The organism is Ruegeria sp. CDSB114 (assembly GCF_059611025.1).
Window position 1 is genome coordinate 77,530 of the sequence record NZ_JBXWOT010000007.1, and the last position, 21,259, is coordinate 98,788.

24 protein-coding genes are annotated in these 21,259 nt (G+C 57.6%); 10 read left to right on the plus strand and 14 right to left on the minus strand.

Going from position 1 to position 21,259, the window contains the following annotated elements; all coding sequences use genetic code 11:
* Positions 1-32 precede the first annotated feature (32 nt).
* The 4 genes from flhA to AC2FIP_RS15340 are packed head-to-tail and all read left to right on the plus strand — an operon-like array spanning position 33 to position 4,298.
* A complete protein-coding gene (flhA, locus tag AC2FIP_RS15325) occupies positions 33-2,060 on the plus strand; it encodes a flagellar biosynthesis protein FlhA (RefSeq protein WP_496692742.1) in 2,028 nt (675 codons plus the stop codon).
* Positions 2,057-2,830, plus strand: a complete 774-nt coding sequence (locus AC2FIP_RS15330; RefSeq protein WP_496787089.1) for a flagellar biosynthetic protein FliR — start codon at positions 2,057-2,059, stop codon at positions 2,828-2,830. The genes flhA and AC2FIP_RS15330 overlap by 4 nt, the downstream gene beginning before the upstream one ends.
* Entirely contained in the window at positions 2,827-3,912 is a 1,086-nt protein-coding gene (gene flhB, locus AC2FIP_RS15335; protein WP_496787091.1) for a flagellar type III secretion system protein FlhB, read from the plus strand. Before AC2FIP_RS15330 ends, flhB begins: the two co-directional genes overlap by 4 nt.
* The gene (locus AC2FIP_RS15340; protein WP_496787093.1) at positions 3,912-4,298 is read left to right on the plus strand and encodes a hypothetical protein; all 387 of its coding nucleotides are present in this window, start codon (positions 3,912-3,914) and stop codon (positions 4,296-4,298) included. The genes flhB and AC2FIP_RS15340 overlap by 1 nt, the downstream gene beginning before the upstream one ends.
* 17 nt (positions 4,299-4,315) lie before the next feature.
* On the opposite strand, the gene AC2FIP_RS15345 is transcribed toward AC2FIP_RS15340, so the two are convergent.
* The 9 genes from AC2FIP_RS15345 to AC2FIP_RS15385 are packed head-to-tail and all read right to left on the minus strand — an operon-like array spanning position 4,316 to position 8,866.
* The gene (locus AC2FIP_RS15345) at positions 4,316-4,825 is read right to left on the minus strand and encodes a flagellar basal body-associated protein FliL (protein ID WP_496787095.1); all 510 of its coding nucleotides are present in this window, start codon (positions 4,823-4,825) and stop codon (positions 4,316-4,318) included.
* A gap of 12 nt (positions 4,826-4,837) precedes the next feature.
* Positions 4,838-5,569 (minus strand): flagellar basal body L-ring protein FlgH, encoded by a 732-nt coding sequence (flgH, locus tag AC2FIP_RS15350; protein WP_496787096.1) that lies wholly within the window; start codon positions 5,567-5,569, stop codon positions 4,838-4,840.
* Positions 5,569-5,985 (minus strand): flagellar basal body P-ring formation chaperone FlgA, encoded by a 417-nt coding sequence (gene flgA / locus AC2FIP_RS15355; RefSeq protein ID WP_496697358.1) that lies wholly within the window; start codon positions 5,983-5,985, stop codon positions 5,569-5,571. Before flgA ends, flgH begins: the two co-directional genes overlap by 1 nt.
* Positions 5,985-6,770, minus strand: a complete 786-nt coding sequence (flgG, locus tag AC2FIP_RS15360; RefSeq protein ID WP_142638319.1) for a flagellar basal-body rod protein FlgG — start codon at positions 6,768-6,770, stop codon at positions 5,985-5,987. The genes flgA and flgG overlap by 1 nt, the downstream gene beginning before the upstream one ends.
* A 21-nt stretch (positions 6,771-6,791) precedes the next feature.
* The gene (locus AC2FIP_RS15365) at positions 6,792-7,502 is read right to left on the minus strand and encodes a flagellar hook-basal body complex protein (RefSeq protein ID WP_271950829.1); all 711 of its coding nucleotides are present in this window, start codon (positions 7,500-7,502) and stop codon (positions 6,792-6,794) included.
* Complete coding sequence (locus AC2FIP_RS15370) at positions 7,502-7,774, minus strand: flagellar biosynthetic protein FliQ (protein WP_142638323.1); 273 nt, start codon at positions 7,772-7,774, stop codon at positions 7,502-7,504. The genes AC2FIP_RS15365 and AC2FIP_RS15370 overlap by 1 nt, the downstream gene beginning before the upstream one ends.
* Before the next feature lie 3 nt (positions 7,775-7,777).
* Positions 7,778-8,068, minus strand: coding sequence for a flagellar hook-basal body complex protein FliE (gene fliE / locus AC2FIP_RS15375; protein WP_142638325.1), 291 nt, complete (start codon positions 8,066-8,068; stop codon positions 7,778-7,780).
* 11 nt (positions 8,069-8,079) lie between these two features.
* Complete coding sequence (gene flgC / locus AC2FIP_RS15380; RefSeq protein WP_496787097.1) at positions 8,080-8,466, minus strand: flagellar basal body rod protein FlgC; 387 nt, start codon at positions 8,464-8,466, stop codon at positions 8,080-8,082.
* A 13-nt stretch (positions 8,467-8,479) separates the two neighbouring features.
* Complete coding sequence (locus AC2FIP_RS15385) at positions 8,480-8,866, minus strand: FlgB family protein (RefSeq protein ID WP_496707467.1); 387 nt, start codon at positions 8,864-8,866, stop codon at positions 8,480-8,482.
* An 87-nt stretch (positions 8,867-8,953) separates the two neighbouring features.
* Here AC2FIP_RS15385 and AC2FIP_RS15390 point away from each other — a divergent pair, with 87 nt between their 5' ends.
* The 6 genes from AC2FIP_RS15390 (at position 8,954) to AC2FIP_RS15415 (ending at position 16,196) form a co-directional block, all read left to right on the plus strand.
* On the plus strand, positions 8,954-10,291 hold the full coding sequence (locus tag AC2FIP_RS15390; RefSeq protein ID WP_496787098.1) for a FliI/YscN family ATPase: 1,338 nt from the start codon (positions 8,954-8,956) through the stop codon (positions 10,289-10,291).
* An 85-nt stretch (positions 10,292-10,376) separates the two neighbouring features.
* Complete coding sequence (locus AC2FIP_RS15395) at positions 10,377-11,216, plus strand: flagellar motor protein MotB (protein ID WP_496787099.1); 840 nt, start codon at positions 10,377-10,379, stop codon at positions 11,214-11,216.
* A gap of 98 nt (positions 11,217-11,314) precedes the next feature.
* The gene (locus AC2FIP_RS15400; protein WP_142638334.1) at positions 11,315-12,610 is read left to right on the plus strand and encodes a flagellar hook protein FlgE; all 1,296 of its coding nucleotides are present in this window, start codon (positions 11,315-11,317) and stop codon (positions 12,608-12,610) included.
* A 33-nt stretch (positions 12,611-12,643) separates the two neighbouring features.
* Complete coding sequence (gene flgK / locus AC2FIP_RS15405) at positions 12,644-14,095, plus strand: flagellar hook-associated protein FlgK (RefSeq protein ID WP_496703768.1); 1,452 nt, start codon at positions 12,644-12,646, stop codon at positions 14,093-14,095.
* Positions 14,095-15,105, plus strand: a complete 1,011-nt coding sequence (locus AC2FIP_RS15410; RefSeq protein WP_496787100.1) for a flagellin — start codon at positions 14,095-14,097, stop codon at positions 15,103-15,105. The genes flgK and AC2FIP_RS15410 overlap by 1 nt, the downstream gene beginning before the upstream one ends.
* Positions 15,102-16,196 (plus strand): flagellar basal body P-ring protein FlgI, encoded by a 1,095-nt coding sequence (locus AC2FIP_RS15415; protein WP_496787101.1) that lies wholly within the window; start codon positions 15,102-15,104, stop codon positions 16,194-16,196. Before AC2FIP_RS15410 ends, AC2FIP_RS15415 begins: the two co-directional genes overlap by 4 nt.
* 52 nt (positions 16,197-16,248) lie before the next feature.
* Here AC2FIP_RS15415 and AC2FIP_RS15420 read toward each other — a convergent pair whose 3' ends face one another.
* Genes AC2FIP_RS15420 through AC2FIP_RS15440 form a run of 5 tightly spaced genes read right to left on the minus strand, consistent with a single transcriptional unit; the run spans position 16,249 to position 21,237 of the window.
* Complete coding sequence (locus AC2FIP_RS15420; protein WP_496689870.1) at positions 16,249-16,893, minus strand: DUF1523 family protein; 645 nt, start codon at positions 16,891-16,893, stop codon at positions 16,249-16,251.
* Between the two features lie 10 nt (positions 16,894-16,903).
* Positions 16,904-17,170 carry a hypothetical protein gene (locus AC2FIP_RS15425; protein WP_282022190.1) on the minus strand — a complete coding sequence of 89 codons (267 nt, stop codon included), beginning with the start codon at positions 17,168-17,170 and terminating at the stop codon, positions 16,904-16,906.
* A 1-nt stretch (position 17,171) separates the two neighbouring features.
* Positions 17,172-18,509 carry a DUF6638 family protein gene (locus AC2FIP_RS15430; protein WP_496697343.1) on the minus strand — a complete coding sequence of 446 codons (1,338 nt, stop codon included), beginning with the start codon at positions 18,507-18,509 and terminating at the stop codon, positions 17,172-17,174.
* Positions 18,506-19,300, minus strand: coding sequence for a hypothetical protein (locus AC2FIP_RS15435; RefSeq protein ID WP_496787103.1), 795 nt, complete (start codon positions 19,298-19,300; stop codon positions 18,506-18,508). Before AC2FIP_RS15435 ends, AC2FIP_RS15430 begins: the two co-directional genes overlap by 4 nt.
* Entirely contained in the window at positions 19,297-21,237 is a 1,941-nt protein-coding gene (locus tag AC2FIP_RS15440; RefSeq protein ID WP_496787104.1) for an AAA family ATPase, read from the minus strand. The genes AC2FIP_RS15435 and AC2FIP_RS15440 overlap by 4 nt, the downstream gene beginning before the upstream one ends.
* Between the last annotated feature and the right edge of the window lie 22 nt (positions 21,238-21,259).

Here is a 21,259-nt window from a genome sequence, read left to right on the forward strand (position 1 = left end):
TTTCTCCGACTGTTTTGCTGGCGCTTGCGTTGATGACCGTCATCGTGATGATGATCCTGCCCATGCCGTCCTGGGTTCTGGATGTCGGACTGGCCACGTCCTTCGCCCTGGCGATCCTGATTTTCACGCTGACCCTGTTTATCGAGCGGCCGCTGGATTTCTCTTCCTTCCCGACCATCCTTCTGGGGTCATTGATGCTCCGGTTGTCGTTGAACGTCTCATCGACCAAGCTGATTATCGGTCAGGGGCACACCGGCCCCAATGCCGCCGGCGATGTGATCGAGGGATTCGCAAGCTTTGTCATGGGCGGCAGCATTTTCCTGGGCCTTGTGGTGTTCGGCGTCCTGTTGATCGTGAACTTTATGGTCATCAACAAAGGCGCGGCACGCATGGCCGAAGTGGGCGCGCGGTTCGCTCTGGATGGCATGCCCGGGAAGCAGCTGGCCATCGACAGCGATATGTCAGCGGGCGCCATCGACCATCAAGAGGCCAAGGAACGGCGCGAACGGGAACAGCAGGAAACCACCTTTTTCGGCTCGCTTGACGGGGCGTCGAAATTCGTCAAAGGAGACGCGGTTGCCGGGCTTTTGATCACCCTGCTGAATCTGGTGATGGGGCTTGTCATGGGCGTGATCGTTCACGGGATGCCGGTGTCATCGGCGTTCGAAACCTACGCCATCCTGACGGTGGGCGATGGTTTGGTCTCGCAGATACCGGCTGTGATCATCTCGATTGCCTCCGCTTTGCTTCTGGCGCGTGGTGGAACACAGGGCGCAACTGACACCGCCATCTTATCGCAACTGGGGCGCCACCCGGCCGCCCTTGGCACTGTTGCCGGGTTGATGGTGCTTTTCGCGCTGGTTCCCGGCCTGCCATTTCTGCCCTTTATTCTGGGGGCCTGCGTTTTGGGCTACGCCGCCTATGCAGTGCACCGAAAACAGCAAAAGCAAGAGACCCAGGTTCAAACTGCGACGGACGAAGCGGACACGGCAGTGTCGCAAGCGATTGGCGACATTCTTGACCTCGATGATGTCCACCTGGAATTCGCACCGGATCTGGTCAGCATGGTCCTGAACCCGGGCACCGGTCTGGATGCGCGCATTGCGAATATGCGGACCTATGTCGCCTCGACCTTTGGATTGATCCTGCCCGATATCCGCCTGACCGACCGGGCCGAGCTGCCGATGGGGACATATGTGATCAAGGTGCACGGCGTGGAACAGGCCCGCGGTGCCCTGAACCCCGATCTGATCTTGGCGCTTGTTCAGGACGGGCACGATCTTTTGCCCGAGGGGAGGGATGTAACCGAACCCGTCTATGGTGCGCCTGCACGTTGGATCCTGCCCAAGGATCAAGAGGCCGCAGCTATGAGCGGCGCTACGATTGTCTCACCCCCGGAAATACTGGCCACGCATCTGCTGGAAATCATCAAACAGAACTTCTCGCGTCTGTTGACGCTGAAGGCGCTACGCAGGCTGCTATCAGAAATGGCCCGGCTCAGCGACCCGGTCCGGGCCGAGGCAAACAGGAAACTGCTGGACGAGTTGATCCCCGACAAGGTTCCAATCGACACGCTTCACGCAGTCCTGCGCCTGTTGCTGGACGAACGGGTTTCGATACGCAATCTGGCGCTTATCCTCGAAAGCATCGCCGAGGCGCGCCTGACCACCACGCAACCCGAAGGGATTTGCGAACTGGTGCGACAGCGGCTTGGGTTCCAGCTTGTGGCCGACATGAAACGCGAAGACGGGTCGATCCCGCTGATCCAGCTTGCACCGGAATGGGAAGACACATTTGCCACCTATCAGGTCGATGCACCCAATGCAGGGCTGGATGTCGCCCTGCCACCGAACCTGTTCAACAAGCTTGCAGAGGGCGTGGTGGACAGTGTCTCGCATTCCGCCGACCATGGTATCTTTCCTGCGGTCGTGACCTCGACCCGGCGCCGCAGGCTGCTGCGTACGATCATGCATGCGCGCGGCGTGTCCAATCCGGTCCTGTCATTTGAGGAAATCGGGCTCGAGGCGCGGCCCGCACTTGTAGGCACGGTACCCGCATGATCGCCCTCCCACCCGAACTCTTGCCGCACCTGGGCTCTGGGGCCTGGCATTTCTTTGGTGTTTTCGTGCGCGTTTCGGCAATGGTGTCCTTGATGCCTGCATTCGGAGAACGCAGCATCCCCACCCGTGTCAAACTTGGCACTGCCGTTGCCTTTACGTTGATCGTGGCACCGGCTGTGCCGACAAAGGAATTCAATCCCGAATTCCTGTCCATGGTCCAGCTGATCGGAACCGAAGTTTTTGTCGGAATGGCGTTGGGGATGGCGCTGCGCATCTTTGTTCTGACCCTGCAAACGGCAGGATCCATTGCGGCACAGGCGACGTCACTCTCGCAAATTCTGGGTGGGGCCGCCGCCGATCCAGTTCCGGCCATGGGTTATCTGCTGACGCTGGCCGGGTTGGCCCTTGCTGTATTGCTTGGCCTGCACATCCGCTTGGCAGAGTTCCTGGTCCACAGCTACGATCTATTTCCCACCGGCGCCGTGCCCGCAGCTCCGGATTTGTCCCAATGGGGCGTGGAACGGGTCTCGTACAGTTTCAGCCTGGCATTCGCCCTGGCGATGCCTTTTGTGATTGCCTCTTTGATCTACAACCTTGCGCTTGGTGTCATCAACCGCGCCATGCCACAGCTGATGGTAGCATTTGTTGGCGCCCCGGCCATCACATTTGCGGGGCTGTTTTTGCTGTTCGCTGGCGCGCCTCTAATCCTGTCGGTCTGGTCCGATGCCCTGTTTGATTTCATGCAGAACCCGCTGAAAGATCCGAGATGAGCGGACAGGACGACGACAGCGACAAGTCATATGACCCGACGCCGCAAAAGCTTCTGAAAGCGCGGGAAAAGGGTGAGGTCGCCAAGTCGAACGACCTGTCCGTGGTCGCGGCATATGTCGGGCTGCTGATCGGTTTGCTTTTCGCAGGCCAGATGGGCGTTCAGCATCTGGGCACCTTGTTTGTCGTCCTGATCGACCAATCCGATAAGATCAGCACCATGTTGACGGCTGGCCCCGCCGACGGCCTGGTGGGTGGGATGCTTGGCAAAGCTGCAATCTCGATGGCAACGATATTTGTTCTTCCTGCGACGGCGGTTCTGCTAAGCCTGATCGCCCAAAAGGCGCTGGTTTTTGCCCCCAGCAAGTTGCAGCCCAAGCTGTCCCGGATTTCGATCCTCTCCAATGCCAAGAATAAATTCGGGCGCGGTGGTCTGTTCGAATTTGCCAAAAGCTTTGCGAAGCTACTGATTTACTGCGTCTGCCTGTTAATGTTTCTGCGCGCCAACCTGCCCGAGATTCTGACCGCCAGCGCTGCGCCGCCGCAATCGTCGATCGTCTTGATGATGAATCTTTTATTCCGGTTCCTCTTCATCGTCGTCACCATCGCACTGGCCATCGGAGTCGTCGACTATATGTGGCAATACTCCGAACATATGCGCAAAAACCGGATGTCCCGCAAAGAAATTCAGGACGAGACCAAAGACGCCGAAGGCGACCCGCATGTCAAACAACAGCGCCGCCAGCGCGCGCAGGAAATTGCGGCAAATCAGATGATGGCGGATGTCCCAACTGCGGATGTAGTCATCGTGAACCCGACCCATTATTCGGTGGCTCTCAGATGGCAGCGGACGGCCGGGTCGGCACCGATCTGCGTGGCGAAAGGCGTCGACCAGATTGCGGCCGCCATCCGCGCCTCGGCGGCCGAGGCCAAGGTTCCGATACACTCGGATCCCCCCACCGCACGGGCTCTCCATGCGACCGTCGAAATCGGGCATGAGATCGCCCAGGAACACTATCGCCCCGTCGCTGCGGCCATCCGCTTTGCTGAAGCCATGCGCAAACGCGCGAAGGACAAAATTTGATGCGGTTTACCGGACTTGCCGATCTGAAGCGTATATCCGACGCGGCCTTCCAAAAAGAGCAACAGACCTTGCGCCCATATGTCGAAGCCGAGGCCGAGATTTTGCAAAAACTGAGTCGATTGGATGCACAGCTTCAGCAGACCCGACAAAACAGCGGTCAAGCTGATGGATATCAGGTCACCGGCACTGATGTTCTGTGGCGTGGATGGGAAGAGGCAACCCGACGAAAACTCAATACAGACCTCGCGCGCGTCCGAGCGCAAAAGCTAACCAAGATGCATGCCTTGCGGAAAGCGTTCGGACGCAAACAGGCCCTAGGACAGCTGATTGAAGAAGAACAAAAGGCCCGCCGAGACATGCTTATGAAAAAGCGATCGCGACAATAAGCGGGCCGAAACAGGCTTCAAGTATCCTGACGGTTAACACTCATGATCAGGACTTGCAGCACGTCATCACCCAAATCCTTCTTGGCGACCTGCAGCAAAGCCTTTCGGACTAAATCCAGATTGTCGGATTCCGTAAAGTTGCCGTTGAAACCACCGGTATTTGCGTGATCGAACAGAACCTGCAGAAACCCATCCCTCAACTTTGGCTCAAACTCATAAATCGTTTCAGCAACGCCAGGTTTGGTTTCCAGGCTCAGCGACATTGTGACTAATGCGGCAATCCGGTCGGACTTCACGACCGGGATCACAAACTGTTTCGTCATCTTCAGATATTCATACTTGCTGGACGTATCCTTTTTGTCCGACTTGGTCTTAGTGGCCTTCTCCTTGGCTTTCTTGGGTTCGGCGGCAGCGGATTTATCCATGTCACCATCTTTGGTTTTTCCAGAAGGAGACATGGCAATTCCCGCACCAATACCGCCGCCCAGGCCAGCAAGCAGAAACAAAATAGGAAGTAGCTTTTTCATCGTTGGACGACCTCAGAACGGCAAAAGTGTATCGAGGACCTGCTGGCCGTAACGAGGCTGCTGCACATCCATGATCTGGCCTCGGCCACCATAAGACACGCGCGCCGAGGCGATCTTGTCATAGGTGATTTCATTCTTCCGCGAGATGTCCTGTGGCCTCACATATCCCGTGACCAAAAGCTCTCGCAGCTCGAAATTAACGCGCAGCTCTTGCGAGCCGGATATGGCCAGCACGCCATTCGGTAAGGCGTCGATGACGGTCGCCGCAACCCGCAGGGTCAGCTTTTCCTTACGCTTGACCGAGCCCTTGCCTTTACTGACCGAGGATGAGTCGATCCCGACAGCTTCGTCCAGCGTCGCCCCATCGGGCAGCCGTTCCAATGCGCGCTGCGGCAGGCCGAACAGCTCTGGAACCTCAAGGCTTTCGGACCCGCTGCGCGAGCGGTTCGTATCGTTGGAAATCTCGGCTTTCTCGTCCAGCTCGATCACAACTGTCAAGATATCGCCCTTTTTGATCGCGCGCTGATCACCCAAAAGCGATTGCTGCCCCCCGCTCCACAGCGATGACCGATCCACATTGCGTTGCGGCTGCGTGTGCAACGGTAAACCCGGCCACAGCATGGCGACATGTTCAGCAGATTCGTCCGCGGGTGTGAAACTTGGTGGCTTTCCCAAATGATCTATGCGGCCGCAGGCGGTCAGAGCCAGACTTGCCATCATCAACAGTTTTAGTTTTCCGGACATCATTTTACCTCGATTTGACCGTCTGGTCGGATAAAGCCAACGACGGTAGTGCGGGACGACAGATTCATGACGCGAATACGATCACCGACAGCCCCACGCCCAAGGGCACGGCCCTCGGCTGTGATCGAAAGGGGCTGGCGGTCAAAGACCAGAACCACCAGATCATTGCGGTCCACCAATGCGGGCGGTCCAACATCGGCAGCGCGCACCGGACGTCCGGGGTAGAGCGCGATGCGCGTTTCCTGACCGATCAGATCATCGGGGTTTGTAACCGCTCCGGGGACAACCTGATCTTTGATCTCAAGATCAGCAGCCGAGATCACCTCTTTGGCGCGGATGGTCCGGATCGGCACCACAATTTCAGCCAGGGCGCAAAGCGGGCTGATCGTCATCAGCGCTATGAACAGGGCACGCATCACCGTACCTGCGTTGTAGCGCCCATCATCTGATCGACGGCCGAGATGACTTTGGCGTTCATCTCATACCCCCGCTGGGCCTCGATCAGTTCAGTGACTTCGCGCACCGCATCGACCGAGCTGTCCTCGAGATATCCCTGCCGCAGGGTGCCCATCCCACCCTCACCCGGAGTGCCGATGACAGGCGCGCCCGAGGCTTCGGTTTCTTTGAACAGGTTGCTGCCGATCGCCTCCAACCCCTTCGCATTGGAGAAACTGGCCAGGGTAAATTCACCCAGCAGCTGCCCCTCGGCGGTATCATCGAAATAGGCATAGACCTCACCCGATGCATTGATCGAAATCGACCTTGCATCGTCTGGGATTGTGATCTCTGGCGCGACAGCGAAGCCATCTGAAGTGACGATCAACCCTTCGGCCGAGCGTTTCAGGCTGCCGTCACGGGTAAAGCCAGACTGACCGCTCGGCAACGTCACCTCAAGATAGCCGCGCCCTTCGATTGCGACATCCAAATCGCTGCCAGTGGCCGCCAACGCACCCTGTGCCAGCTGCACGGTGACCGCAGCCGGGCGCACCCCCAGACCCAGTTGGATACCTGTGGGCAAGACGGTGCCGTCATTGGCATTCACCGTCCCTGCGCGCGCCATTTGTTGATAGTGCAGGTCTGCAAACTCGGCGCGGCGCGCGTTGTAGCCTGTGGTATTCATATTCGCCAGGTTGTTCGAGATCGTCTCGACCCGCATCTGCTGCGCGGTCATGCCTGTCGCTGCGATTTTCAGTGCCCGCATATCAATTCCTCCGTTATCAAATCAGCGCATCAGCGCCTTAAGCGCCCCACGCACACGTTCGTCTTCGGTTTCAAGAAAACTCTGCCCCAACTCATAGGCGCGCTGGATTTCGATCATCCGGGTGACCTGTTCGATCGCGTTCACATTCGATCCTTCGAGGAATCGGTGCACAATGACCGGCTCCTCCACGGGTTCAATCGCTGCATCTGACCGAAATTGCGTGCTGCCCTCGCGCACCAAGCTCGTGGGATCAGCAACGCGGTAGACGCCGATCTGTCCCAGAACCTGCCCTTCGATACTGAGCGTGCCGTCGCTGCCGACATCAATCGACGCGGCATCCGGCGGAATGAAAACAGGGGCGCCGTTGCTGTCCAGAACCCGGTACCCATCCATGGTAACCAGATCACCCTCGGCACTGGGTGAAAACGCACCCGCCCGTGTCAGCCGGTTGCCGCTGGGGGTTTCGATCATGAAGAACCCGTCGCCTTCGATGGCAAAATCAAATTGCCCGCCGGTTTCGGTCAGAACGCCTTGTTGCAACGAGGTATTGCGTGCCTCTGCCCGCGCCATGGACAAGGACGGATTGCCCGGCGAGGCTTTCACGAACTCGGAAAACACCAAGCCCTGCTGGCGGTACCCCGTGGTATTGGCGTTGGCGATATTGTTCGCCACCAGCCGCATTTCATTCATCAGCCCCGATTGGCGGGACAAGGTGGTATATGAGGTATCCATCAGCGGCCTCCGGCGATCAGTGGGATGAGGGTTGAGGTAAAGAACGTCACCAGCGTCTGGGTCATGAACCCCATCGAAATCCAGAACACGATCACGATGGCGATCAGCTTTGGCACGAAGGTCAGCGTCATTTCCTGAACCGAGGTCAACGCTTGGAACAGACCCACAACCAGACCCGAGACCAATGCCACCGCCAGGATCGGGACGGATGTGATCACCGCGACCCAAAGCGCCTGACGGACGATGTCATAATACAGACCTTCGCTGAGCATCGGTCAGACCGGCATCCGCAGGATTTCCTGATAGGCCTCGACCACTTTGTTGCGCACGATGACGGCGGTTTCGACGGCCAGTTCGGTCTGCGCCAACGCCTGAACCAGCGCGTGCGGATCGGCCTGGCCGGTCATCGCCGCGCCGGACATCTGCTCGGACTGTTTCAATGTTGCGGCAAAGTCCTGAAAGGTTGAGCGCAACCCCTGTGCCATTCCGGCAAGGTCGGGGTCGGGCTGCGTAGCGGGCCGCGCTACGGCGTAGCTCTGCGCGGCGGTCAGGGATCGGATATCCATTCTGGTGTCCTTTATTTTCTGAGAAGTTCCATAAGGCTCGACGACATTTGTCGTGTCTGGTCGAACATCTTGAGATTGGCTTCGTAGCTGCGCTGCGCTTCACGCGCGTCAGCGATTTCGATCATCAAATCTACATTGGACCCGCGATAATGGCCGGTCTCATCGGCCAACGCATGGCCGGGGTCATAGATGCGCGACAGGTCGCGACGATCAAGCTTAACGCGCCCGGTCTCGACCATTTGCGCACCATCTTTGCTGACCGCTTCAAACGGCACGGTTTTGCGCCGATATCCCGGCGTATCCGCATTCGAGATGTTTTCGGAGACGTGCCGCAAACGGGCCGCCTGCGCGCGCAGGGCGCTGGCCGAGGTGGAAAGGGAATGGGAAAAATCGCTCATCTCTCAGCCCTCCTCACCCGCGACCAAGGCTGGTACGCAGGATGCCAATCGAGGATTTATAGATCGCCAACGCGCGGTCATGTTGACGCTTGACCTCGACCGCTTTGAGCATTTCTTCCTCAAGAGAAACACCATTTCCGTTGGGATCGCCCGAGGGTGCGGCATCGAACTCGGCCCAGGGTTGGGCTGCGGCGGCGCCGTTCAGATGCCTGGCCCGCGTGGCGGTCATCGCAACCTCACGCCCGGAACTTTCGAAAGCTTTCTGAAAGGTCTCGATATCGCGGGGCTGATAACCCGGCGTATCCGCATTTGCCATGTTTCGCGCAATGACAGACTGCCGTTGCCCGGCATGGGTTGCCATTGCGTACGCTGTCTTAAAGACGTTCAGGTCAGAGAACATCGGGGCTTCTCCCTCGATCAATTTCAATCAAGGCTTAACCCCGATTCCTTTAGAAACCGTTTTCAGAAACCCGTTGGAGAACCCACGATGACCGATCTCGACCCGATGCTTCTGAAATGCGAATTCGACCGTCTGTCTGCCATGCGCCATATGGGCCGCGTGGCCAGTGTTGGGCGCGGCGTCATAGAAATAAAGGGGTTGGAGTACGTTGCCCGCATCGGCGACAACCTGACCCTGCGGCGGCGCAGCGGCCCGGATCTGGCGGGTGAAGTTCTGCATGTCGAATCGGATCTGATCCACATGTTACCCGCCGCTGCACCCGATGGTGTTTGCTTGGGTGATCGGGTGATTCTAAATCAGACACCGGCATTTTCCCCCGGACTGCACTGGCTGGGCCGGGTCATTGATCCCTTCGGCAAACCGCTGGACGGCAAGCCGTTGCTGTCGGGCACTCAGGAAAGAGATATCCTGCAAAATCCGCCACCTGCCGTTGTCCGCAAACCGCTGGGCGCACCGATGGAAACCGGGCTGAGCATTATGAACACCATGTTACCTGTGGTGCAGGGACAGCGTATCGGCCTGTTCGCCGGGTCAGGGGTCGGCAAGTCGACCCTGTTGGCGACCCTGGCGCGGTCGATTCAGGCAGACGCGGTTGTGGTCGCTCTGGTCGGCGAACGTGGTCGTGAGGTCAATGAGTTCGTTGAACATGCGCTTGGAGCCAAGGGGTTGGCACGATCTGTGGTTGTGGCGGCAACCTCGGATCAGTCAGCGCTGGCCCGCAGGCGCTGTGCATGGTCGGCACTTTCAGTCGCGGAATTCCTGCGGGACCAAGGGCTGAACGTCCTGTTTCTGGCCGACTCGGTCACCCGCTTTGCCGAGGCGCACCGCGAAATCGCCGTTGCGATGGGTGAGGCCCCCACTTTGCGCGGGTTCCCACCTTCAGTCACGCCCTTGATCGCAGGCCTGTGCGAACGAACCGGGCCGGGCACCGCCGATCAGGGTGATATCACCGCAGTCTTCAGCGTTCTGGTTGCGGGCTCGGACATGGATGAACCGATAGCGGACATTCTGCGTGGCGTTCTGGACGGGCATATCGTCCTGAGCCGCGAAATCGCCGAGCGCGGCCGTTTCCCCGCCATTGACCTTAGCCGTTCAGTTTCACGCAGCCTGCCGGGGGCTGCCTCCGAGGCGGAAAACCGGATGATCTCGGAAACCCGCAAGCTGGTTGGCAGTTACGAGCAATCCGAGGTTATGATCAAAGCCGGGCTTTATGCCGAAGGGGCAGACCCGTTATTGGATCAGGCAGTCCGGGTTCATGACGAGCTTGATGCCTTTTTCGGCAAGGCCGAGCCGGACGGAATCAGCAACAGTTTCAAACACCTGCAACTGATTCTGCGCCGTGCCGGGGCAGCATTACCGCAGTGAGGAATTCAAGACAGTTTTAAGTGTTAAGCCCACCTTAAGACCTGCCCGGCTACCCCTGTAACTGGGTGATAAAAAGGTGGTGGAGATGGGTGCGCAATCCAATGTGGCGCCAATCATCATCAAGAAGAAACGTGTGTCAGGTGGCGATGGTCACCATGGTGGCGCGTGGAAAGTCGCATATGCCGACTTTGTCACGGCCATGATGGCGTTCTTCATGTTGATGTGGCTGCTGAATGCAACAACGGAACAACAACGCAAAGGGCTTGCGGATTATTTCTCGCCGACCATTCCCATAAACCCGGTTTCGGGTGGCGGCGATGGGGCCTTTGGCGGCAATAACATGTTCTCTGAGGAAACTCTGGTCATGGACGGGACCGGCGCCAGCAAACGCAGCCCGACGCCCGCGCGACAAGCGCGTGGATCGGTTGGCGTCAGCTCGGACGGCGGCGGAAAAGAAACGGTCGAAGACTTTTCCTCACTGGAATCAGAGCTTATGGGGCGAACCGGCGAAAGCATGGTGTCCGACAAGGTCCACAAACATATCGTCACCCGCGTGACAGATGAGGGTCTGGTGGTCGAACTCTTCGCCACCAAGGATCAACCTCTGTTCGAATCAGGGACGAACCAACCAACCAATATGCTGCGTGCTCTGACATTGTTGGTGGCCCGATCCTCTGATCTGGTGACAAATGACATGGCGGTCGGAGGGCATGTCGGTTCCTCGCCGGTGGTTCTGGCCAAAAACCCGGCCTGGGATTTGTCTACCTCGCGCGCTCAGCAAGTTCGCCAAATGCTGCAGGACAAGGGTGTTGCGCCGCTCAGGTTGGACCGCGTAACCGGTCATGCTGATCGAAAATTGTCGGATGAAAACCCGATGGCCGCACGCAACAACAGGATCGAGATCATCTTTCTGCGCGGCACCTGAGAATAAAAGGATAGACGGCATTTTACCTGTTAGCGCGCTGTTAAGGCCCAGCGCGTTAGCTGTTGCATCAAGATTTGACGCAACAGAAGGGCGTGCCAATGACAATTTCCTCTTCGCTGAACGCTGGCGTGGCCGCATTGAAGGCCAACGCAAACCGGCTGGCGACGATCTCGGACAATATCGCGAATTCGTCAACCTTCGGGTATAAACGGGTGGAAACTGATTTCCATTCTATGGTCACCTCCGGCCAGGGCGGCAGCTATTCCGCTGGGGGCGTTCGCACCACCAGCCAACGCCTGATCGACCAGCGCGGTTCGCTGGTGACAACCAACAACTCCACCGACCTTGCGGTGCGTGGGCGCGGCATGATGCCTGTACGACCAAGTTCTCAGATCGCGGCCGGTTCGAATGAGATGTTGCTGACCACGACAGGGTCGTTCCGCACCAATGAAGAAGGATATCTGGTCACCGAATCAGGGCTTGTTCTGCTGGGTTGGCGTGCGAATGCGGATGGAACCATCCCTGCGGTTCCGCGTGACACGCCAGCTGCGCTTGAACCCATTCAGCTCAGTGTTAATCAACTGTCGGGCGCGCCCACGACGCAGATGAATCTGCGCATGAACCTGCCCGCGACCGCTACGGATGCGGGTTCCCCTGGCGACATGCAGCCCTTGTCCGTTGAATATTTCGACAATCTGGGAAAATCCGAAAGCGTTGATATCGAACTTGTCCCTACAGTGCCGGCCACCGGCAGCAGTAACGAATGGACGATGATCATGCGCGATTCAGCCTCGGGCGGCGCCATTATCGGTGAATACACCCTGACCTTCACCGATAGCCGAACTGCGGGTGGCACGCTGGCCAGCGTAACTGCGGTCACCGGCGGTGCATATGACCCAGCAACCGGCAGCGTTGTGGTGAACGTGGCCGGCGGCCCGATGGAGATCAATATAGGGGAAATCGGGGATGCCGACGGAATCACGCAACTGTCCGATACATTTGCACCAGTTTCGATCACGCGCGACGGTTCGGCGGTCGGCACCATGACCAGCGTTCAGGTTGACGAAAACGGGTATGTTTATGCGTTCTACGATACCGGCGTCAGCCGACGCATGTACCAGATCCCATTGGCGGATGTTCCGAACCCAAATGGACTGACCGCGCTGGACAGCCAGACCTATGCACCATCCCGGGAAAGCGGGACGTTCTTTCTGTGGAATGCGGGGGACGGGCCAACCGGCGACCTGGTTTCTTTTGCGCGCGAAGAATCCACTACCGATGTGGCGACCGAGCTGACCTCGATGATCCAGACACAGCGGGCTTACTCTTCCAGCGCAAAGGTTATCCAAACGGTGGATGAGATGCTTCAGGAAACAACCAATATCAAACGCTGATCAGGGTTTTGATTCAGGAAAGGGACCTGCAGAATGAATATGTCCACAGCATTGAACAACGCGTTGGGCGGCCTGACCGCCGCCAGTCGCGGTGCGGCGGTTGTGTCCGAAAATATTGCAAACGCATTGACGCCCGGCTACGCGCGCAGGTCTTTGGAACTGGCAACCAACACGATTTCCGGCCACGGCGTGCGTACCGTAGGTGTCATTCGTCATCAGAATCCCGTCCTCACGTCCAACCGCAGGGCCACGGATGCCGATCTGGCCTTTCACACCACCATTTCAGACTTTCACACAAGGTTGGAATCTTTGGTAGGGTCCGCCGATGATCCCGCTTCGCTTGTGGTTCGACTGGCTGATTTTGACAACAGCCTTTTAACAGCGGCAAGCCTGCCGGATTCCAGTGAAAGACTGGACCAGGTTGCGCGCACGGCTCAGGATCTGGCGCGCGGCCTGAACGCAGCATCGGAAGGGTTACGGCAGATGCGGTCCGAAGCTGACCGGACCATTGGCAAACAGGTCGATACCCTGAATCAGACTCTGAAGGACATCGAAGAGCTGAATGCCAAGATCCCGGCCATTAAGTATTCCGGCGCCGATATTGGTGGGCTACTGGATCAACGACAGGTCCTGATTGATCAGGTCAACGAACTGGTTCCTGTAAATGTGATTCAAAGGGACAATGATCAAGTCTCGCTTTATTCTGATGGCGGCTTGATATTGCTGGAAAACACTGCGGCCGAGTTCTCCTTTTCGACAACCGGCGACACCAAGCCCCATATGACCCTAGCAAACGGGTTGTTGTCCGGGCTTGAGCTGAACGGAAACCCTGTCCGCACCAGTGGCGATTTTGCCCAAATTCGCGGTGGTGCCTTGATGGCCCAATTCCAGATTCGGGATGAAATCGCGGTTGAGGCTCAAGTCGATCTGGATGCTGTTGCGCGCGATCTTATCGAAAGATTCGAAACGCCGGGGCTGGATCCGACGGCGCTGGCCACGGATCCGGGCGTGTTCACCGATGATGGCAGCCGGTTTGATCCGGCATCGGTGACGGGATTGGCCTCGCGCATCAGCTTGAACGCAATCGTCGACCCGGACGCCGGGGGAGACAGCTGGAAACTACGCGCCGGGCTGGGGGCAGCCACACCTGGTAGCGCCGGAGATGCCAGCCAACTGCGCGCCTTCAGCTCAATTCTGAACGACGAGCGCCCTGTTGCAGGCTCGGTTTTCGGGGCCGGAAACATGCGCGCCGCCGACATCTCTGAGGCGTTGCTGTCACGGGTTGGCTCGGACGCCCATGTGGCCGACGGGCGGCGGGTGTTTGCAAACAGCGCCAATCTGGAAATGACGGCCATTGAGGCCGAACAGGGCGTCGATACCGATCAGGAATTGCAGCGGCTGATGCAAATCGAACAGGCCTATGCGGCAAATGCCAGACTGGTTTCGGTCGTCGATGAACTTATGGACACGTTGTTGAGGCTGTGATGATGAATGTAACCTCTATGGGCGACCTCGCGCGCGGATTGACCCTGAAATCGCGGGCGACTGATATCAAAAATCAGATCGAAACCCTGTCTTATGAGATGTCTTCAGGCAAAGTGCAGGATGTCTCCGGCCATCTGGACGGGGATTATTCCTATCTTCTGGATATGGATCGCAACCTGTCGCGTCTGGATGCCTTTCAAGTGGCCACAGCCGAAGCCGGTCTGTTCACCGACGCCATGCAGCTAAGCCTTACAACGGTCAACGACGCGGTGGGGCGCCTGACGTCGTCCTTGCTGGCATATGGGACTTCCAATCAGGCGGTCACGCATGAGCATACCTCTGTCCAGGCCAGAAATGAGCTGGATACGGTCATGTCGGCATTGAACACCCGTGCGGGTGGCCGAAGCCTGTTTTCCGGCGTGGATACTGATGTGTCGCCTCTGGCATCTGCGGATACCTTGTTGACCGCGTTAAAGGCTGAGTTGACGGGGCTGACAACACTCACGGACATCACACAAGCTGCGGAAGACTGGTTCAATGATCCTGCGGGTTTCGATGCGGTTATCTATCAGGGCGCAGATACGGCGCTGGCACCGATGAGCATTTCGGAGAATGAAAGTGTCTCTATTCCGATCACTGCGACCGATCCGACGCTCAAAGCCGCGTTGCGGGACATCGCCGTCGCCGCTCTGGTTTCGGACGATAATCTGGGACTTCCCAATGATCTGCGGACGTCCTTGTTTACCCAGTTGGGTGTCAAGCTTGCCAATACGCAGGACGGCACAGTGAACCTGCGGGCGGATGTTGGTTCGGCGGAGGCCCGGATTGAACAAGCCGCCACGCGCAACGCGGCGGCGCATACAAGCCTGGAATACAGCCGAAACTCTCTGATCGCCGCGGACCCGTATCAAACCGCAGTGCAACTGCAGACTGTCCAATTTCAATTGGAAAGCCTGTATTCTGTCACCGTTCGCAACGCGAACCTATCGTTAGTGAATTTCCTGAGATGAGATTACTTGCCATTCTCCTGATCCTGCTTCCGAGCCTGTCTTTTGCCGGGGCAATCCGGCTGAAGGACCTTGTCGATTTCGACGGGGTGCGCGGCAATGACCTGGTTGGTTATGGTCTTGTGGTCGGATTGAATGGAACCGGCGATGGGCTCAGGAATTCTCCGTTCACCGAAGAGATCATGTCCAATATTCTGGAACGGCTTGGTGTGAACGTGAATGGTGAGGATTTTCGCCCCAAAAACGTGGCCGCCGTTCTTGTAACCGCCAGCCTGCCCCCTTTTTCGCGGGTTGGTGGGCAGATTGACGTCACCGTTTCGGCAATCGGCGATTCCAAAAGCTTGTTGGGCGGGACGCTTATCATGACACCGTTGAATGCCGCAGATGGCCAGATCTATGCGGTGGCGCAGGGGTCGGTTTTGGCGGGTGGCGCCGTTGCCGAAGGCGATGCGGCTTCGGTCACCCAAGGGGTGCCGACATCCGGTGTGATCCCATCCGGAGCTCGGGTCGAACGCGAAATCGACTTTGAGCTTTCCGATCTGACCCAAATGCGCCTGGCTCTGCGTGAACCGGATTTCACAACCGCCGGTCGGATCGAGCAGGCAATCAATACCGAATTCAACCGGGCCGTAGCGATCATGCGCGATTCCGGAACGATCGAACTGAATATTGCAGCGACACAGGCGATCTCGACCGCGCATGCGCTTGGGCGCATTGAGAACATCCTGGTAGAGCCAGAAACAAAGGCGCGAGTAGTAGTCGATCAGCGTTCGGGCACGATTGTCATGGGTCAGGAAGTGCGGATCTCACGCGTGGCAGTCTCGCAGGGCAACCTGACACTGACGGTCGAAGAGGCCCCTATCGCGGTTCAGCCAAACCCGTTCGCACGAGGCGAAACCGTCGTGGTTCCGCGTACCGTAGCCGGTATCGAAGAAGAGGAAGGCACCGGTTTGGCGGAAATTCCCGAGGCCACGACCTTGTCCGAAGTCGTCGCAGGGCTAAACGCTTTGGGTGTCTCACCCCGCGACATGATCGACATCCTGAAAACGATCAAAGCGGCCGGAGCATTACACGCCGAGTTCATCGTTCGATGAAGGGCTATCCCGGCGGTAGGCGCACAGCCCCAAGACCCGCCGGGAATTCACGTCATTTTGATTTCCAACTGTCCAACCATTTGCGGAATCGGTTGCGATGCTCACCGATGGCGTCGCCGGTTGCATACAACCCATCCTCGACACTCTCGATCATCGGATCGATCCGCGCCTGGCGGAACCTGCGCCAGCGCACCCAGATTGCCCAGACAATCGCAAAGAAGACCGTCAGGAAGACGATGTTGAACCAAGGGATCAGACGCGCATCCGGACCATCGACATGTTTGATAAAGACAGCGTTGGGAAAGATCGACATGAACTCATTCCGCCAGCCATAATGCGTCACGGCAACCCAGTCCGGGTCATTTTTGTCCGAGATCGCGTCATTGGCTTCGGTATACAAATTGGCAGTGTCGAATTTGAAATAGGGCGGCCAACCCCAGCTGGTATCTTCGTTGCGATACACAATCGGTTTGCCATTGGCACGTACGGCCTGAATGAACTGTACATCCCGGTTCGACAGACTGGCCGACTGATCATCGGGCTCGGACCAGAAGATCCGGGTCCAGTCGTTCAGGTCCTGCCGTTCTTCATAGGTGTTGACGATCCGAACCACATCCCGTTGTGGCAGAGAATACTGAAGGATTACGGCGACCGTTCCCCAGAAAATCAGAATGAATGCCCATTTCAAATAGGCCATGCTTTACCTCTCACATGTAGTTCACAATGTAGATCAGCGACCCGATCGCTACCCAAGGCACAACATAGACACCCAGGATCAATTTGCGCCGGAACGAATTGTCATAGACGTGCAGCCCCCGTGCGACAAAGGCTGCCTTGTCTCCGGTTTTGCCCTTTTCGTCCCACCAACGCTCTAGCCTGCGGCGACGCGCACTGCGTGAATACAGCGACAGGGCAAAATAGGCCACGGTCTGGATGACTAGCAGGATCAGAAACAGGCGCATCGCTCCGAACATTTCAATCCTTTCCTAATGCGCCCCAGGGACCAACGCGGGCGATAACGGTTTCGCTGATCCTGTCTCGACCGCTCATATCCGGCTCATGTCCGAACAGGGCAGCGCGGGCACCCGCCTTGTCCACCTGATACTCACGCGCGAGGAAATCAGCAACATAGGCCTTCTTGGCCTCGGACCAGGATTTGTAGGTGCTATAGAACAGCTCTTTGTGGCAGATGAACATCTGGCGCGGGTCCAGTGGGGCCAATTCGGCCAGCAGCATGTTCACCAGATCACGGTTCGGCGTATCGGCAGCCCGCAGCGTATAGAAATACGCCGAATGATCCGAGGTGATCCGGGGCCACCGCCCGCCATCCGTCGCCCAACGCAATAGCTGCGCCAGCCCATGATAGGCCTCTGGCAACCGATCCGCGTGGGTGCGCGCCAGCCGACGCATATCACTGCGGTTCAGGCCAGTCAGATCGACCCCGGCATCAGCGGCCGCGTCGACGGTCAGGAAGTCCATCTTTTGCTGCAGGATCGCAGCAGCATCCACGCCGCGCGCCTTGACGATGGGTTCGACCAGGTCGTTATAGTCCAGAAACTTGGCGATCTGGTTCCGCTGCGACGGGTCAAACGTGTATTTGATGTTCAGATCGTCGGGCTTTTCGCCCATGCAGATCGCCGCCGGGTGATCCATGTCTGGAAACAGATACAGCCCGCCGAAATGCGCGGTCCAGAAATTACGCTGTTCAAAGGCAGTGTGGCGCAGGTGGACCGGGTTGCGGGTGACATCGCCGGTTTCCTTGGCCGTTTCGATCATCTTTGCGATCAACACATCGTCGAACCAGGCGTCCTCTTCGGTTTTGAACTGCTCAACCATGCCTGCCAGTTGCTGAGCCTTGCGCAGGGTGCCGCCAGCAGTATCGGCCTCAATCTCGATCTTCTGGATGTTGAAAAGATCGCGCGGGGTGCTGAGCTTGATGACCGAGTTCACCAGTTCTCCAGCCACCGCATCAGTAGCGGTCAGCGCGAACAGTTGCGCCTCGTTCATCTCGATGAATTCCCGCAGAATATCGCGCGAGGTCGAGAATTTGACGTTCAGCAGAGGCGCGCGTTTCTGTTCGGTCGTCAGCAGGATGAACTGCCGGTTGACCCCGTTAGGGTTGAGGTAGAGCTCATCTTCCAGCTCGATCCCCACCTCCGGCGAATAGCCCGAGATATCCACGTGAAAATCCGTCAGCTCCGTGGTCTTACCCGCCAGATGCTGCAGCGCGCGGTTATACCGCTCGACCAGAGCCGGGCTGGAGATGTGGACGAGGTTGCCAAACATCAGGCCTTTTTCGATGAGGCGGATCATGCTTCCACCATACTTAGGTCCAACAGTTCCAGAAACTGTGTGTAAGATTTAACAATATGTAGGTTTCGAACCCTCTGTTTGTCCGCTTCAGATAGCGACTTAAAGTCTTCAATTATAGCTTCTAACAAACCCTCTATCTCGCCAAAGCGAGCAATGTCATATCGATGGTTGGTGTACTTAGTTCCTTCGCTTTTGTTCTTTTCAACTGCCCGTGTCATCGCTTCTAACTCTTGGTTGAAACGCCTTAGGACTACGTCAACTGGCATGTTCTCGTCTAAATCAATCCCGATACCAACTCCGGATTTTTGAACTTTGGAGTTGGGTCGTATGACATCGACATCCACAACGAGATCAGGTTTGCCTACTATCCGCTCAGCTAAGCCTTTTAACCTCTCCTCCAAAAGTTTACCTGCTCGAAGTTCCTGTCGGGACCGTTGCTCATCTAGAAATATTTCTGCCTGCGATCTCAAGGCTTTCACTTGCTGCTGCTGCGCTTCTCTGCTGAGCTTTAGTTCCTCACGTGTCGCGGCAAGTTCCTTTCTTTGTTCGGCCAACTCCAAGCTTTGGAGCCAAACAGTCACTATTATCCAAACAAAGGCCAGCGTTCCTGCAAATCCAGCCAATGTATCTCCAACTTCATTGGGGCTCGCATCTAGAAAAACAGACAACTTGCTTCGGCAATTGGTATCACCGACGCAATACTCTTGAGAACCGATCCAGATGGCGAACGCGCCTAGCAAAGCGGTGGCACAAACTCCCCAAAAGACTGGATGTTTCAAAGAGCGCTTCATCCAGCTGTTCCCTTCCCCTCCAAATACCGACGTTTGGCCTCTTCCATCCGGCCCATCTCACGAACGGCATTTTCGATGGCGACCTCGTCGCTCTTGTCGGCATAGCGGAACTCGCTGTCGGCGTAGCGGTTGATTTCCTGGATCACCATCTCGACCGTGATCGGCTGGCGCAGGTCCTCGATCATGGCCTTCTTGGTGTCGTAGTCGCGGAACAGGAACAGGTCGGGATTTTCCATCCACTCATCGGGCAGTTCGAAATCCATCGCGCGGACCTTGACCGCATCGGTGATGTTCTTGATCGCGCGGCCGGTGAACCGCTCATCCGCCTGTTGGATCGCCTTGAGATAGCTGCCCATCTTGGCAATCGTGTCCATCTGGCCGATATCGCCGGACACCCGGTCATAGACCTGCAACAGAGCCTCTTCGTGCGGGCGGGAGTGGCTTTCGAAACTGGCGGCGACGGCTTTCTTGATCTCCTGTGCTGCATACGCTTCGTGTTCGCCCAGCGGAATGTCGTGGTTGCGGCCCATCAGCAGGTGCAGGATGTCGATGTAATCCTCGCGCGTCTGCGGCCCGTCCACCAGGAACCGAGCACCCGCCCTCTGGCGCAGGGCGTCGTCCACATTCTCGGGGTAGTTCGAGAACATGCCAAAGGTACAGTTGCCGCGCACAACGGTGTTGGCGCCCGCAAAGCTTTCCATCAGCACGGCGGTGATTTCCAACTGCCCGGCCGAGGACTGCCGGTCGCCGCGTTTACCCGCCAGTTGGTCAATATCGTCGATGGTGCCGAAGCCGATGACCGAGGGGTCGATGATCGTATTGATAAACGCTTTGGCGTTCTGGCCGGATTTGCCCTGATAGCTGTCGATATTGTCGGTGCTCAGGTTTTGATAGCGGAACGGATAGCCCGCGTTCTGGCAATAGTCGTTGATCAGCCCGGCCATCATCTGGATCAAGGTGGTCTTGCCGGTGCCCGGTTTGCCGTCGCCCATGAAGGTGAAGATGAACCCGCCAAGTTCGGCAAACGGATTTAGACGGCGGTCAAAGTCATAGGCCATCACCATCTTGGCCAGCTTCATCGCCTGATACTTGGCGATGTGGTTGCCGACCACTTCGTTCGGTTTCTTGAACGTCATGGTGAGGGTGGTGGATTTCGCTTTGGAGGCGGGTTCAAAGCCGCGAATGGTCAGGTCATCGGCTTCGATATGCCAAGCGGCGTTCTGGAACGGGGCCAGATGGCCTGCGGACTGGGCGCGCAGGGCGGCCTTGTCCATCAGTTGCTCGGCATAGGCGCTGGTGGCCGCGATCAAATGCGCATCATCGGGCGCGTGTTTGGCGAGGGTTTGGTCCAGCTCCCACAGCGCGCCGTGCAGGGCGAGCTGGCCATTGTCGGTCAGAACCTCTTCGATTTCCCCAACATCAACCGTGGTTTCACCCAGATGCGACGACATCAGATAGGCCAGCGCATTGCCGAAGCTGTGCGAGGTGATCAGCGCCTCAGCCGTCAGCAGTTCCGAGAATTCGGTCTTGCGTGCGGCGGGCAAATCCCCGGCCAAATTCGCGCGTTTGAGATCAGCCAGCGGGGTCTGTTCGGCATAGGCTTCAGACACCGCCAGAGCGATGGCGATCGCGCGGCGAATGGCCTGTTGTGTGGTGGCCTGCGGGGGTGAAACCAGCGTATCGCCGTCATCTGACGCCTCGATCCGTTCCACCAGATGCACCCCGTCAGCCCGTACAGTCCGCCGTGTCACCAAACCAGGTGTGGTGGACCGAAACCGCCGACCTGTGGAGACGCCCGGCGACCTCTCAACCGCGGCCTCAACCGCTTTGGCAATCCGCGGCGCGTGCTCGAACCCGTTCAGCAAGGCGGTGGCCGCAGTGTAGTGCTTGCGAATATCGTCTTCGCGCAATTCCATCTGGTCTGACGTCAAACTCATCTCAAAATAGCCTTTACTGTCT